The following is a 15,326-nucleotide window of genomic DNA, read 5'->3' on the forward strand; positions in this document are numbered from 1 at the left end:
AATGATTAAAATGCTGAGAAATTGCAATTAATATATTCACTTATACTATTGGAAAATTTTAAAAATAGCTTAAATGTACTTAATTTTATTTAAAATGTACATATTTTAATATTATTTTTACATTTTCTACTTATTTAATAACATAATAAATAATTTATTATATTAAATATTGTATTTTTTTATTAATAAATTTTAACTATATGTTATTAAAAAATAAGTATATAATATCAAGTGAAAATTATTTTAATAAAGGAGATTTTTCATAAATGAAAGAATTATTTGATTTGTTTTGGACCTTTTGTAAAATTGGAACCCTTACCTTTGGTGGTGGTTATGCAATGCTTCCTTTAATTCAAAGGGAAATTGTTGAAAATAAAAAATGGTCAACAGAAAAAGAAATATTAGATTATTACGCTGTTGGACAATGTACTCCCGGAGTAATTGCTGTTAATACAGCAACCTTTATAGGTTTTAAGCTTAGAGGTATAGTTGGTGGACTTGTTGCAACACTTGGAGTAATTTTTCCATCAATAATTATAATATTAATTATTGCATCTTTCCTTCAAAGCTTTGCTAGTTTAGCTATAGTTCAAAGTGCCTTTGCAGGAATAAGAGTTGCTGTAGTTGCTCTAATAATAACTACTGTAATTAAATTAATAAAATCATCTGTCAAAGACTATTTAGGAATTATAATTACTGTTGTTACATTTGTTTTATCTGCATTTATAGGTATCTCTCCTGTATACATAGTAATAGCAGCTGGACTTATTGGATTTATTTCTAAATCTATAGGAGGTAAAAAGTAAATGGTATACTTAACTTTATTTTTAGAGTTTTTTAAAGTTGGATTATTTTCTGTTGGGGGTGGACTTTCTACTATTCCATTTTTATATGAACTAGCAGCTAAATATCCTTGGTTTGATGAAAAAATATTAATGGATATGATAGCTGTATCACAATCTACTCCGGGAGCTATTGGTGTTAATATGGCTACCTTTGCTGGTTTTCGTGCCGCTTCTGTTTTAGGTGGAATAATTGCAACCTTAGGATTAGTTGCACCTTCTGTTATAGTGATTATTATAATTGCCCATTTCTTAAATAAGTTTAAGGAAAGTAGAGCTGTTGAATCAATATTTTATGGTTTAAGACCTGCTGTTGCTGCTCTTATTGCCGCTGCTGGTTACCAAGTATTTAAAGTTTCAATACTTGCTTTTGATAAGTTTAATTTAACTCATAAATTGTTAGATATAATTAATATTAAGTCTACTATATTATTATTTATACTTATATTTGCTATATCAAAGTTTAAAAAACACCCTATTGTTTATATAGCAAGTGCCGCAATTATAGGAATATTATTTAAATTTTAATACCTAATTAATATACAATTTTATACCAATAATTTTAAAAATCATATAATATATTAATTTAATATATTAGGTGGTGGATAAATGAAGGCTGATATAGTTTGCGAAGGAGGAGGAGTAAAAGGAATTGCACTTTTAGGAGCAATTTGTTATTTAGAAGAACAGGGTTATTCCTTTGAAAAACTTGCTGGTACTTCTGCTGGTGCTATAGTAACTTCATTATTAGCAGTAGGATATACAGGAAAAGAATTGAAAAATATACTTTTTAATTTAGAATTTAAGGACTTCTATGTGAAAAATAAATTAAATTTTCTTCCCTTTGTTGGAGAAACTATAAGTTTATTTAAAAATAAGGGATTATTTTCTGGTAACAAAATAGAAGAATACTTAGATAAATTATATAAAGCTAAAGGAAAAACTAAATTTAAAGATATAGCTGTAAATGGAGTTAGCCCACTTAAAATAATTGCTTCTGATGTTACAAATAAAAGATTGCTTGTACTTCCAGATGATTTAGTTAAATATAATATTGATCCATTAGAATTTAGCATTGCTAAAGCTGTTAGAATGAGTATTAGTATTCCCTTTTACTTTAATCCTGTAACTCTTAAAAATGGTAAAAGTTCAAGCTTTATAGTTGATGGTGGATTATTAAGTAATTTTCCAATTTGGTTATTTGATGTTGAAAATAATCCTCGTTGGCCAACTTTCGGGCTAAAATTAATTAGTGATAATGAGTTAAAAACTATTAGTCCTAAAAAAAGTAACTTAATAACATATTCTTGTGATGTAATTGATACTATTCTTACAAAAGATGATGAAGCATTTTTAAATAATAAAGATTCTATAAGAACTATAAAAATCAGAACATATGATATTAATACTATAGATTTTAATATTTCTAAAGATGAATACAGAAAATTATTTAATTCTGGCTATAATTGTGCAAAAACTTTTCTTGCAAAATGGAATTTTAAATCTTATATTTGTAGATATAGAAATTCTAACTCTTCTCAAAGAATATTAGGTTAAAAATAGTTTAATTTAAAAAAGCATACTTATATTAATATTAAAAGTTTATTAAAAATTTTCTCATTAATATAAGTATAGCTTTTTTATTATGTATAACTATAATTCACACTATTTTTATATAATTCATAAAATATAAATAAAGCATTTTTAGGAGTATTTTATGACCTCAATTATCTTATATAGTATAGCAATAATTTTGCTAATTATTTCATTTATAAAAGATAAAAAGAAAACAAAGGAAGCAATTATAATAGGTTTAAAATCTTTTGAAAATATATTACCTCAATTTCTTTGCATAATAATAAGTGTAGGAATATTACTTTCATTTTTTACGCCAGATACAATTTCTAAAATATTAGGTAATAGTTCTGGATTTTTTGGTGTTATACTTGCTGATATTATAGGTGCAATTGCAATGATGCCAACCTTTGTTGCCTTTTCACTTGGTAATACACTGCTTTCAAATGGTGCAGGTTATGCTCAAGTTGGTGCTCTAATATCTTCTTTAGTTTTAATTGGAGTTATGACAATACCACTTGAAGCTAAATATATTGGTAAAAGAGCTGCATTTTTAAGAAACTTAATTGCATTTTTATTTTCAATTATCGTAGGAATTATTCTTGGAAGGATTATGATGTATATATGAATACTTTAATAAAAATTTTAAAACGATATAAAGCTTTCTTAATTTCTTTATTGGTACTTATGATATTATCTCTTTTTAGTAAAAATATATTTATAGATACCATTAAAACAACTAGCTCTAGCATAATGCAAATGCTATCAGTTCTTCCTCCTATTATGATTATGTTAGGATTAATGGATGTATGGGTTCCCCGTGAACAATTAATGAAATATATGGGGAATAAATCTGGAGTAATTGGTGTTCTTTTAGCAATGTTAATTGGTTCAATAGCAGCTGGCCCTATGTATGCCTCTTTTCCCTTTACTGCAATTTTAATAAAAAAGGGAGCAAAATTTTCAAATATAATTACTTTTATGAACTCTTGGTGTTTAATTAAAATTTCAACATTATTATTTGAATTTTCATCTCTTGGTTATAAGTTTACATTAGTTAGATTATTAATAGATATTCCTGGAGTTTTATTGATGAGTTATTTAGTAAATCTTTTAATGTCAAAAAATTCTATAAATGAACTTTATAATAAATATAATTAAAAAGGGAGCCGTATCATATTGAAAACTCTTATTTCAATATGAATACAACTCCTTTAATTATTAAAATCTTTATTATGATTCTGCATAAAAATCTTCTTGTATAAAAGCTCCTCAGCTATATATATCTGAAAATTCTATATTACATTTTTCAATTTTTGACTTATTTAAACTAATATTTTTACTATTATCACTTTCAACTTGTCTTATTGGAAGTTTTATAGTAAATTTAGTTCCCTCATTTACTCTACTTTCTACATATATATCTCCTTGATGCATCTTAACAAGAGACTTTACAAGAGATAATCCTATTCCACTTCCATTAAATTTTCTAGTTAATTTATTATCAACTTGAGCATATCTTTCAAATATTGTATTAAGCTTTTTTTCTGGTATTCCTATACCACTATCTATTACTGATATATAAACATTTTTATTATCTTTCTCTATATTAACATATATCTTGCCACCATCTTCTGTATATTTAATTGCATTAGACAATAAATTTAATACTATTCTCTCTATTTTATCTGGATCACACGCAATTACCTCTTCTTCCATTTCAGTATCAAAAGTAAGTTCTATTCCCTTATCATTTATATATCCTAAAATTGACATAGTAATATCTTCAACAACACTTACAATATTATAATTTCCAAATTTAATATCATAATATCCATTATCTAATTTACTCATATCAATTATATTGTTAACCAATCTAAGAAGCCTATAACAGTTTTGCTTAATTGAAGTCATATATTTACTTAGTTTATCTTTATCAGTTACCTTAATACTTTTATTTTCTATATTTTTATTTATTACTTGTATAGTTGCTAATATTATATTTAAAGGTGTCTTAAATTCATGTGTTATATTAGAGAAAAATTCACTTTTCATACTTTCAACTTCAATTGCCTTTTCATAAGCAATTTTCTTTTCTCTTATGCTTTTCTCTTCTGTTATATTTCTAGCTGTTAATATATATATATCCTCTTCTTCTATAAACCTACAGTTACATTCGACATATATATAACTTTCATCTTTACACTTTAATCTAAATTCTAAATCATTAATTCCTTTATTTATATCCTTAATTGATATAGCATCTAAAATAATTTTTAGGTCGTCCTTATGAATAAAATTATGCCATTCATGTTCAAGGAATTCAGCTTCACTCCAACCTAATTCTTTACTACAGTACTTACTTACTTTTTTAACTTTACCACTTCTATCTATAATTGCCATAAAGTTTAATGAAATTTCAAAAAAATATTCTAGGTTGCTTTTCCTCTCTCCACTTATAGCTAATTCCATTTCTTACTTCCCCCCTAAAAACTATATTTAACCTATTTGTATCCAAAGATTCGTTTCAAAAATTTTACTTTATTTACATTTTACTATTTTAAATTATTTTCTTCAACCTTTTTTTACCACCATAGCAAAGCTATTTAGATGGCCCTCTGTGAATTAGATGTAAAGTTATATTTTTATACCATTTTTAAATTAAATATTTTAGCTATACTATTATATTTATTAAATATAACTTCATTATTGTAAAATATAGGGAACTTTTTATTATAATTTCCCCATATAGTAAAAGGTTCTTTTGTAAAATATATAGTAGAAAATAATATTTCTTGAGCTGTAATTTTAACTATAAAAGGTATACTTTCTAAACTTAAATTATAATAAATTCCACCCTTGCTATTTTCCTCTTCAAATCTTTTTAAAAAATCTTTATCTTCTAAGCTTAAAAAATCTTTAAATTTATTTTTTTGATCTTCCTCTAATATATTGTAGTAAAAATCAACATAAGAATTTTCTACTCCATTTAACTTAACTGCTTCTTCTAAAAAACCAATTAAACTTTTCTCAAAATCATCTGATTTATCACTTTCTAATGTTTTATTTTCAAATCTATTAATTCCTTCTGTAATGTTATTAAACCTAATACTAACTTTATCCTTAAAATCATTTTCACTAACTGAAATCATCACTTAATTTTCCTCCTAATTTATAATATTTAATACAATTAATTATTTTTATAAACAAATTTAATTATACAAAAAATCATTCAATCATATTAATTTTATAAATAAAAAAGCAATAGATAAATTAATAAAATCTATCTACTGCCCTTAAATTAATTTTCATATGTTTTTAGTATACCTTCTGCAATAATCCTTTTAGTAGCCCTCATGTCCATAGCTTGTTTTTCTATATATCTATGTGCCTCTGCTTCAGTCATATTTAAGTATTGTATTAAAATACACTTAGCTCTATCTATCATTCTAATATCTTCAATCTTTTGCAATAACTTATTATTTTCCCTTTTTAGCTTATACATTTTATTATAAGTTGCATTAACTAATTTTAATGCACTCCAAAATATAACTCTATTCATAGGCTTTGCTATAGTAATTATACCATCAGCTTCAACCTTTTCACTTACTTCATCATATATTTCAGACTTAACTATTAAAATAGCTTGACCTATTCCTGTTGATACTATATTTCTTGCAAACTCTTCCCCAAATTCATCTACTAATGGTGCATTTATAATACATAAATCAAAATCCCTTTCAATTAAAAGTCTCCTAGCTTCTCCACCATTTTTTGCTGTAGTTACATCACCATAGGAATTTTGAGAGAGCATTTCAGTAAAAAAAGCTGTTCCTTTTTTACTACTCGATACTATTAAAATGTTCTCCAATAAATCGCCCCCATTTATATAGCTAAAAATTTAGGATAATTATTTAAGTTATAATATATAAATTTTACTTCCTAATTAAGCTGTATTTCCTTTTAATACTTATATATATTCAAAATATTTTCTTTTTATAAATTCCTTATCCTTAGCCTTTAAATAATAAGAAAGCTCCTCTTCTTTTAGTTTAATATATTTATCTAGCATTTCATCTCCTATTATTTTCTTTATAAACTCACTATTTTTAGCAATATTTAATGCTTCATTCAAACTTTCTGGTAGCTTATCTATATTTTTTAATATATCATCACTTGCAGTATATAAGTTTTCATTTATTGCATCTGGTAATTTAATTGAATTTTCTATACCATAAAGTCCTGCCCCTATTATTAATGAAAAAGCAATATAAGGATTTATAGTAGAATCTGGTGATCTTAATTCCATTCTTGTCTTTTCTCCTGTTGCTGCTGGAATTCTAATTAATTGCGATCTATTTTCCTTAGACCATGATATATACTTTGGTGCTTCAAACTTTCCAAATCTCTCATAAGAATTAACTAATGGATTTAAAAATGCAGTTATCTCTTTAGATTTGCTTAATATTCCTGCTATAAAGCTTTGAACATTTTCTTGCTCTAACTTATTATTATTTTCAAATATATTAACTCCATTTTTTGATAATGATAAATTTATATGAAGTCCATTACCACTTTTATCTTCTATTGGCTTTGGCATAAAAGACGCAAAAAGTCCATTTCTTGAAGCTATTGCTTTTACTACTGACTTAAATGTTATAAAATTATCAGCAGCTGTAAGAGCATCACTATACTTAAAGTCTATTTCATTTTGCCCCGGTCCTTGTTCATGATGAGAGCTTTCTGGATTTATTCCCATTTGCTCTAAACAAAGACATATTTCTCTCCTTATATTTTCTCCTTTGTCTATAGGTGCTATATCAAAATAACCACCTTTATCATGTGGCCTCATAGTTGGCTCACCTTCTTCATCAGTCTTAAATAAATAAAACTCACATTCAGTTCCTATATATGGTGTATATCCCTTTGTCATACATCTTTTAACCATATTTCTTAATATGTCTCTACTATCATAAATGAATTTTTCTTTTTCTGGAGTTTTTATATTACAAAAAAATCTAACAACTCTTCCTTGCTGTGGTCTCCAAGGAAGTACACTTAAAGTGCTAGGGTCTGGAAATAATAATAAATCTGATTTAGAAACATCTGCAAAACCCTTAATTGCTGATGCATCAAAAGAAACTCCATCAGTAAAAGCTCTTTCTAATTCAGTTGGCATAATTGAAATATTTTTTTGAGTTCCAAAAATATCACAAAAAGCTAATCTTATAAATTTAACATCATTTTCTTCAACAAACTGTAATACTTCCTTAACAGCATATTTCATAACTATCACCTCTTTATAAAACTTGTTTATTTTTTAATAAATAACTTTTATAAATTTTATTTAATTATCTTACATAAACAAATCATATGTAAGATAATTAAATAACACTCAATAAATCCTATATCAAAACATATTTAAAATTAATATCATATTTATTCTCTAATATATATTCTACTACATTAAAAAAATTTCTTGATTTACTCAAAAATTAAGTTCAAAAAATTTTTTAAAAAATTTTCAGAAAACTATTTACATTTCCAATTTTTAGGAATATAATAACAATATAAACAGCAAAGGCGCTGTGGACTATTAAAAGTCCACGGTGCCTTTTTTTATTATTAGGGGGTTTAATTATGAAAAATATACCAAATTTATTCGGAAGTTTAGTTTTTAATGATAGTGTTATGAAAGCAAGATTACCTAAAGAGACTTATAAAGCATTAAAAAATACTATTCAAGCAGGTAAATCTCTTGATTTAGAAGTTGCTAATGTTGTTGCAAATGCAATGAAGGATTGGGCAATAGAAAAAGGAGCTACTCACTACACTCATTGGTTCCAACCTATGACTGGCGTTACTGCTGAAAAGCATGATAGCTTTATTTACCCTGATAAAGATGGAAAAATAATAATGGAGTTTTCAGGAAAAGAACTTGTTAAAGGTGAACCAGATGCTTCAAGTTTTCCATCTGGAGGTCTTAGAGCAACATTTGAAGCTAGAGGATATACTGCTTGGGACCCAACTTCTTACGCATTTATAAAAGATGGTACTTTATGTATTCCTACTGCCTTTTGTTCATATAGTGGAGAAGCGTTAGATAAGAAAACTCCAGTTTTACGTTCAATGGAAGCTTTAAATAAACAAGCATTACGTATATTAAAACTTTTTGGAAAAGATGATATAAAAAAAGTTATTACTACTGTAGGTCCTGAACAAGAATATTTCCTTGTTGATAAAGATATGTACGATAAAAGACCTGATTTAGTTTTCTGTGGCAGAACTTTATTTGGTGCAAGACCTCCAAAGGGTCAAGAAATGGAAGATCATTACTTTGGTACTATTAAGCCTAGAGTTTCAGCTTATATGAAAGAACTAGAAGAAGAACTTTGGAAACTTGGTGTATTAGCTAAAACTAAGCATAATGAAGTTGCTCCAGCTCAACACGAACTTGCACCTATATTTGCTACAACTAATATAGCTACAGACCATAACCAACTTACAATGGAGCTTATGAAATCTATAGCCAATAAACACAACTTAGCATGTTTACTTCATGAAAAACCATTTGCAGGGGTTAATGGTAGTGGTAAGCATAATAATTGGTCAATTTCTACAGATACAGGAATTAACCTTTTAGAGCCTGGCGATACACCTTCTGAAAATGCACAATTCTTACTATTCTTAACAGCAGTTATTAAGGCTGTTGATGATTATCAAGATTTACTACGTGTTTCTGTTGCAAGTGCTGGAAATGACCATAGACTTGGTGCTAATGAAGCTCCTCCTGCAATAGTTTCTATGTTCCTTGGAGATGAATTAACAGATATTCTTACAGCAATAGAAAATGATACAAGCTACACAGACAAAGGAAGAAGTGAAATGGAAATTGGTGTTCGTGTATTACCTAAATTCTTTAAAGATACTACTGATAGAAACAGAACTTCACCATTTGCTTTTACAGGAAATAAATTCGAATTTAGAATGCTTGGCTCTACATTTTCAATTGCAGGTCCAAATATTGTTTTAAACACTATAGTTGCTGAAGAATTAAAACAATTTGCAGATACATTAGAAAACAGTACTGATTTAGATAAAGATTTAAATTCTCTTATTAAAAATACAATAAAAAATCATAAAAGAATTATATTTAATGGAAATAACTACTCAGATAATTGGGTACAAGAAGCAGAAAAGAGAGGTTTATTAAATTTAAAAACTACTCCAGATGCTCTTCCTTATTTCATCCATAGTAAAAATGTTGATTTATTTACTAAACATCATGTATTCTCTGAAAGTGAATTGTATTCAAGATATGAAATTTTAATGGAAAATTATTATAAAACTATTCATATAGAAGCTTTAACTATGATTGATATGGTTAAAAAATATATAATTCCTTCTGTTTTAAGTTATCAAGGCGAAATTGCTTCAATTGCAAATAATAAAAAACAACTTGCACCTACACTTTCTTGTGAATTAGAAGAAAAATTACTTGAAAGTCTATCAAGACTTGGTAATTGCCTTTATAAAAAACTTGATGTTTTAGAAACTTCTGTATTAAATTCAAAAAATAATTCAGATTTATTTGAAATGGCAAAATATTATAGAGAGTCAATATTTATTAATATGCAACACTTACGCGGAGTAGTTGACGAACTTGAAACATTAATAAGTAAAGAACATTGGACTCTTCCAACTTACTCTGAACTTTTATTTAGTGTAGAATAAATATTTTAATTTTAATGTTATAAATTATTTAAAGGGGGCGTATTTATGTATTCAGCATTAGATACAATTTGGACATTGCTTGGGGCAACTCTTGTATTTTTTATGCAAGCAGGATTTGCAATGGTAGAAACAGGTTTTACTAGGGCCAAAAATGCCGGAAATATAATAATGAAAAACTTAATGGATTTTGCTATAGGAACCGTAGTATTTTGGTTTATTGGTTTTGGAATTATGTTTGCAGGTGATGGTTCTCTTGTAGGTGGAATAGACTTTTTTATTCAAGGTGATTATAGTAGTTCAATTCCAACCTTTGCTTTTGTAATATTTCAAACTGTTTTCTGCGCTACTGCTGCCACTATAGTTTCTGGAGCAATGGCAGAAAGAACAAAGTTCTCATCTTATTGTTTATATAGTTTAATAATTAGTGCAGTTATTTATCCTATTTCTGGTCACTGGATTTGGGGTGGTGGCTTCTTATCTCAAATGGGATTTCATGACTTTGCCGGTTCTACTGCTGTTCATATGGTTGGTGGTGTTGCCGCTTTAATTGGTGCTAAAATTTTAGGTCCTCGTATTGGGAAATATTCTAAAGATGGAACTGCTCACGCTATACCAGGGCATAGTTTAACACTAGGTGCTTTAGGAGTATTTATTCTTTGGTTTGCTTGGTTTGGATTTAATGGTTGTTCTACTGTTTCAATGACAGGAAATGATTCAATATTATCTGCAAGTAGCATATTTATGACTACTAACATGGCTGCAGCTACAGCTACAGTAACAGTTATGATAATAACTTGGATTAGATATAAAAAACCTGATGTTTCTATGACTTTAAATGGTTCTTTAGCAGGTCTTGTTGCTATTACAGCTGGTTGCGATATGGTTACTCCTGTTGGTGCTTTCTTTATAGGACTTATTGCTGGTTTTGCAGTTGTATTTGCAATTGAATTTATAGAAAAGAAACTTAAAATAGATGATCCCGTAGGTGCAGTATCTGTTCATGGTGTATGTGGTTGTCTTGGAACAATATTAACCGGATTATTTGCCGTTGATGGAGGACTATTTTATGGTGGAGGATTTAGTTTTTTAAGTGTTCAATTATTAGGTGTTATATCTGTTATTGTATGGGTAGCAATTACTATGACTATTGTATTTTTAATAATTAAACACACCGTTGGTCTTCGTGTTTCTGAAAAAGAAGAAATTGAAGGACTTGATAAACAAGAACATGGTCTTGAAAGCAGTTATGCTGATTTTATGCCTATAAACTATTCTTATAATACAGAATCACTTGAAGTAACTACTAATAATGATAATAATACTACAACTAATAATATAGATACAATACCAGTAGTTTATAATACATCTAAGTCAGATGCTAAATTTACTAAAATTGTTGTACTAACTAAAAAAGATAGATTTGAAATATTAAAGGTAGCTTTAGATAAGTTAGGTATTACTGGAATGACAGTAACTAATGTTTTAGGATATGGAATGCAAAAAGGTTCTACTGATTTTTATAGAGGTGTTCCTTTAGAAGTTACATTATTGCCTAAAGTAAAAGTAGAAATTGTTGTATGTAAGATTCCTGTAGATACACTAGTTAAAGTTATTAAAAAAGCATTATATACAGGTAAAATTGGCGATGGTAAAATATTTATAGAAAATATAGAAAATGTAATAAAAATTAGAACTAATGAAGAAGGGTATGATGCTCTTCAAGATGAAGAATAAATTTAACCATCTTCTTCATTTGGCTTTTCTAATTTTACATCTTGATATAATTTATTAAAAGCTTCTAATCTCATCACATTTGCAAATATACTTAAAGCATAGGAATTAGCAACATTTTGATATGCAGCTATATCATTTCTTTCATTATTATAAATGTTGCTTATTTCCTTTATATTTGCTCTTGCAGATGCAACTATCCATAAAAGTATATATCCTAACAAAACTAATTTTTGACTAAACAAAAATGCCTCTTCTGAGGTTTCCCCAGTATTATTTCTGTCTTGTGCATCTAATATGTCTAAATTAGCAGCATATATATAATTCGAATAACCAGCTACTAAAAAAGCAACCGCTACTTTTTCCATATTTCCTAAATTAACTTCAACGTTTGTAATATATTCATCTATATTTTCATTATTATAATTATCTTTTTCATTATAATCTTTATCTTTCACATTACACTCCTAAAAAGCAATTCATAATATAATATGAATTTTTAATTTCAGTTGCCAATGTCATTAAAATAAAAACTTTTGTACAATTATTAAAATAAAAAGAAACTCTATTGAGCTCCTTTTTATTTTAATAATGTTTCATTAATATTTAGAGTTATTTTTTGATCTTGATAAAATTTATTATTAAGCATTTCAGGATTGTCTCCAATAAATGCTTTTGATGCTTCTTCATCATCTTGTAGTTTCCACATAAACCATGCTGTTACATATCCATCTGAAGAATATAACATTTGTCCATGTTCTGCACCTATTCTTCTCATCATCGCTTTTGATGATGGTATTTTATTATACATATCAATCATATTTTCAACTGGTATAACCAATTTAGTTTCAAAATCCCCTTGTGTTCCTGCAATCATTAATACAGGAATATTTATTTTAGTTAAATCATAGTTCCATCCAAAAGAAAGAGCTGTTTTCTCATGTGTGGGAGATAATGCAACTGCAGTTTTATATTTATCCTTATGCTCCATAACTGATATTGTAGTAAATACCCCAGCTCCACCTTGTGAGTGTCCAGTTATTCCAATATTATTTAAATCAATCTTTCTATAGAATACACTATTTTCATCACTATTCTCTTTTATAATATAATCCATTGTTTCATCGGCTGATTTACCAAATCCCGTACTTCCATCATCATTACCAACTACTATAAATCCCCAAGATGCCAAATGTTTAAATAACGCTTTATATTTTTCAGGTAAAATACCTGTTCCGTTTAAAACAATAACAACTGGATACTCTTTATCAGCAGTTTCTAATTCTTCAGGATAATAAACATAATTATATTTTGTTAATTCTGTCGCCTTAATTTTAATATCTTTAACATCATAACTTCCAATAGCAAGATATTTCTTTTCAATATCACCTCCTGTTTTCACGTCATTTGTATAATTTTTAGGAACTGCTGGTACAAATGATATAATAGAAATTAATCCAATAAATAATAAAATAATTATTAATATCATAACTCCAATTACCTTAAATATCTTTTTCACCTTCTCCACCCTTACTTAAAACACATAAAAATCTATAACTCTATTTTTCCACAGGCATATATTTATCTAAATATTCTTCTACAGCTTCCATGTATTCTTTAAAAACCTTATTATCATTTTGGAGTCCATGCCCAGAATGAGATGCTTCAAAATATTTATAATCAACATTATAATTTTTATATGCTTCTAACAATCTTTGTGAACCTTTAAATGGTTGTACCTTATCATATTTTCCATAAGCAACTACACTTGGAACTGCATTTTCATTTACCCACATAACTGCTGATACTGGTTTTAATTTTTCTATATAAGATCCATCTTCAATCATTTCTTTTGTAAGCTTAACTCCTCCCATAACTCCAAGCAGATTAGCTGCTCCTTCCCTTGCTTCTTCTGTATCTCTATCAAATCCATATACATCCCAGTCTTCTGCATAAAAACTTGATGGACCAACTGCTCCAAATAGTAATTTTACTGGAACCTTAGAAGATGAAGCATCTCTATAAGCATAAATCATTGCTAAGCAATGTCCTGCTGAACCTCCAGCTATTCCCATTTCATTAATATGATATCCATACTTTTCTGCCACTTCTATAACCTTTGGTATTGCGTCTTTTATTTCATTTGATTGTGATAAAACACTTTTATTATTTGTTTCATTTTTTAAAGTATAATTAATTCCAGCTGCCACATAACCTTTACTACATAACCAAGAAAGCATTTCTACATCTTCAGATTTATCACCTTGTGTAAATCCACCTGCATGTAAATAAACGACTAATCCGTAGCTTTCTTTTGAGTTATCCCTAGGTAAATATAAATCAAATTTATTTGCTTCTCCATCATCATAGGAAATATCTTTATAAAGAGTTCCTAAGTCATCACTCCATTTTACTGAATATTTCTTTGCCCATGATGGCTGAATTGCTAATTTTGAAACTATCCCAATTATAATAGAAATCAAAAATACTACTATACAAATAAATATAAGCATTCCTCTCCCCCTTTTATTTTCTTTCTTCATAAAAAATTACCTCCAAATAATGTTCCACCCATTAATAAATTTAAAAATCCTCTAACTGCTAATCTGCCAATTATAATTCCTATCAAAACTATACAAATCATTATTAACCATATTTTTTTAGAAGCCATTTTTCTCCTCCTCTTGACTAAGAATATAAATGATGTTACATTTCTAACATGTCCATTATATTAGATATTTTAGGACAAAAACAATATAATAAATGATTATTGTTAGAAAGGAGTGTAAATTATAACAATGGAATTACAAAGTGAATTTTCAAAAGAATGTATTGCAGAAGCATTGATTTTACTTATGAAAAAAAAGGATTTTGATAAGATTACAAATAAAAATATTACTGATAAGGCTGGTCTTTCACATATTACTATTTATCGTAATTTTAAAAACAAAGTTGAAATTGTTCAGTATTACTTAAAAGGATTATTTGAAGAATGGCACTCAAATTGGAGTGGTGATGAAAATATTGGTTATCAAGTTTTTAGCTTTTTTCAGAAAAATAAAGAAATAATAGATTTATTATATAAATCAAATCTTCAACATTTACTTATAGATAATATTTTATTATTACACGATTATAAAAAAGATGATCCAGATGTAATTGCTTATTCTAAAGTAACTGTTGCTTATTTAATTTTTGGTTGGTGTGACGAATGGTATAAAAGAGGCATGAAAAATACACCTGAAGAAATGGCACAATATTTTAATAATAGATAAAGCAAAAAAGGAAACTCATTAGAGTTTCCTTTTTTGGTGGCTTACCGGGGAATCGAACCCCGGACACCTTGATTAAAAGTCAAGTGCTCTACCGACTGAGCTAGTAAACCAAATATGGTGCGTGTTAAGAGATTCGAACTCCTGGCCCACGCCTTAGAAGGGCGTTGCT

16 protein-coding genes and 1 tRNA gene are annotated in these 15,326 nt (G+C 27.5%); 8 read left to right on the plus strand and 9 right to left on the minus strand.

What is annotated here, in order from left to right:
• Positions 1 to 266: 266 nt before the first annotated feature.
• From QZ321_RS11860 to QZ321_RS11880, 5 genes are all read left to right on the plus strand, one after another.
• Positions 267 to 806 (plus strand): chromate transporter, encoded by a 540-nt coding sequence (locus QZ321_RS11860; RefSeq protein ID WP_291749535.1) that lies wholly within the window; start codon positions 267 to 269, stop codon positions 804 to 806.
• Positions 807 to 1,370 carry a chromate transporter gene (locus QZ321_RS11865; RefSeq protein WP_291740177.1) on the plus strand — a complete coding sequence of 188 codons (564 nt, stop codon included), beginning with the start codon at positions 807 to 809 and terminating at the stop codon, positions 1,368 to 1,370.
• 81 nt (positions 1,371 to 1,451) lie between these two features.
• Positions 1,452 to 2,399, plus strand: a complete 948-nt coding sequence (locus tag QZ321_RS11870) for a patatin-like phospholipase family protein (RefSeq protein WP_291749537.1) — start codon at positions 1,452 to 1,454, stop codon at positions 2,397 to 2,399.
• A gap of 160 nt (positions 2,400 to 2,559) precedes the next feature.
• The gene (locus tag QZ321_RS11875) at positions 2,560 to 3,045 is read left to right on the plus strand and encodes a permease (protein WP_291740181.1); all 486 of its coding nucleotides are present in this window, start codon (positions 2,560 to 2,562) and stop codon (positions 3,043 to 3,045) included.
• The gene (locus tag QZ321_RS11880; RefSeq protein WP_291749540.1) at positions 3,042 to 3,578 is read left to right on the plus strand and encodes a permease; all 537 of its coding nucleotides are present in this window, start codon (positions 3,042 to 3,044) and stop codon (positions 3,576 to 3,578) included. The genes QZ321_RS11875 and QZ321_RS11880 overlap by 4 nt, the downstream gene beginning before the upstream one ends.
• A 111-nt stretch (positions 3,579 to 3,689) precedes the next feature.
• Here QZ321_RS11880 and QZ321_RS11885 read toward each other — a convergent pair whose 3' ends face one another.
• The 4 genes from QZ321_RS11885 to glnA form a co-directional block, all read right to left on the minus strand.
• Entirely contained in the window at positions 3,690 to 4,889 is a 1,200-nt protein-coding gene (locus QZ321_RS11885; protein ID WP_291740183.1) for a PAS domain-containing sensor histidine kinase, read from the minus strand.
• Positions 4,890 to 5,062: 173 nt separating this feature from the next.
• A complete protein-coding gene (locus QZ321_RS11890) occupies positions 5,063 to 5,572 on the minus strand; it encodes a hypothetical protein (protein ID WP_291749542.1) in 510 nt (169 codons plus the stop codon).
• A gap of 146 nt (positions 5,573 to 5,718) precedes the next feature.
• Positions 5,719 to 6,288 (minus strand): ANTAR domain-containing protein, encoded by a 570-nt coding sequence (locus QZ321_RS11895; protein WP_291740187.1) that lies wholly within the window; start codon positions 6,286 to 6,288, stop codon positions 5,719 to 5,721.
• A 99-nt stretch (positions 6,289 to 6,387) separates the two neighbouring features.
• Positions 6,388 to 7,704: a type I glutamate--ammonia ligase gene (glnA, locus tag QZ321_RS11900; protein WP_291749545.1), complete on the minus strand. Its 1,317-nt coding sequence runs from the start codon at positions 7,702 to 7,704 to the stop codon at positions 6,388 to 6,390.
• Between the two features lie 353 nt (positions 7,705 to 8,057).
• On the opposite strand from glnA, the gene QZ321_RS11905 reads away from it, so the two are divergent.
• Both QZ321_RS11905 and QZ321_RS11910 read left to right on the plus strand, forming a co-directional pair.
• Positions 8,058 to 10,151 carry a glutamine synthetase III gene (locus tag QZ321_RS11905; protein WP_291749548.1) on the plus strand — a complete coding sequence of 698 codons (2,094 nt, stop codon included), beginning with the start codon at positions 8,058 to 8,060 and terminating at the stop codon, positions 10,149 to 10,151.
• Between the two features lie 45 nt (positions 10,152 to 10,196).
• The gene (locus tag QZ321_RS11910) at positions 10,197 to 11,885 is read left to right on the plus strand and encodes an ammonium transporter (protein ID WP_291749550.1); all 1,689 of its coding nucleotides are present in this window, start codon (positions 10,197 to 10,199) and stop codon (positions 11,883 to 11,885) included.
• A 2-nt stretch (positions 11,886 to 11,887) separates the two neighbouring features.
• On the opposite strand, the gene QZ321_RS11915 is transcribed toward QZ321_RS11910, so the two are convergent.
• The 4 genes from QZ321_RS11915 to QZ321_RS11930 all read right to left on the minus strand — a co-directional run bounded on the left by QZ321_RS11915 (position 11,888) and on the right by QZ321_RS11930 (position 14,553).
• Positions 11,888 to 12,340 carry a hypothetical protein gene (locus tag QZ321_RS11915; RefSeq protein ID WP_291749552.1) on the minus strand — a complete coding sequence of 151 codons (453 nt, stop codon included), beginning with the start codon at positions 12,338 to 12,340 and terminating at the stop codon, positions 11,888 to 11,890.
• A 122-nt stretch (positions 12,341 to 12,462) separates the two neighbouring features.
• Positions 12,463 to 13,401 (minus strand): alpha/beta hydrolase, encoded by a 939-nt coding sequence (locus tag QZ321_RS11920; protein ID WP_291749555.1) that lies wholly within the window; start codon positions 13,399 to 13,401, stop codon positions 12,463 to 12,465.
• Positions 13,402 to 13,441: 40 nt separating this feature from the next.
• Positions 13,442 to 14,425: an alpha/beta hydrolase gene (locus tag QZ321_RS11925; protein WP_291749557.1), complete on the minus strand. Its 984-nt coding sequence runs from the start codon at positions 14,423 to 14,425 to the stop codon at positions 13,442 to 13,444.
• Positions 14,422 to 14,553, minus strand: a complete 132-nt coding sequence (locus QZ321_RS11930; protein ID WP_291740200.1) for a hypothetical protein — start codon at positions 14,551 to 14,553, stop codon at positions 14,422 to 14,424. The genes QZ321_RS11925 and QZ321_RS11930 overlap by 4 nt, the downstream gene beginning before the upstream one ends.
• 127 nt (positions 14,554 to 14,680) lie before the next feature.
• Between QZ321_RS11930 and QZ321_RS11935 the strand changes: the two genes are divergently transcribed.
• Positions 14,681 to 15,157, plus strand: a complete 477-nt coding sequence (locus QZ321_RS11935) for a TetR/AcrR family transcriptional regulator (RefSeq protein WP_291749560.1) — start codon at positions 14,681 to 14,683, stop codon at positions 15,155 to 15,157.
• Between the two features lie 34 nt (positions 15,158 to 15,191).
• Here QZ321_RS11935 and QZ321_RS11940 read toward each other — a convergent pair.
• Positions 15,192 to 15,267, minus strand: a tRNA-Lys gene (locus QZ321_RS11940).
• Positions 15,268 to 15,326 lie beyond the last annotated feature (59 nt).

It is taken from the genome of uncultured Clostridium sp., from assembly GCF_910588715.1.
Taxonomy (GTDB): Bacteria; Bacillota; Clostridia; order Clostridiales; family Clostridiaceae; genus Clostridium.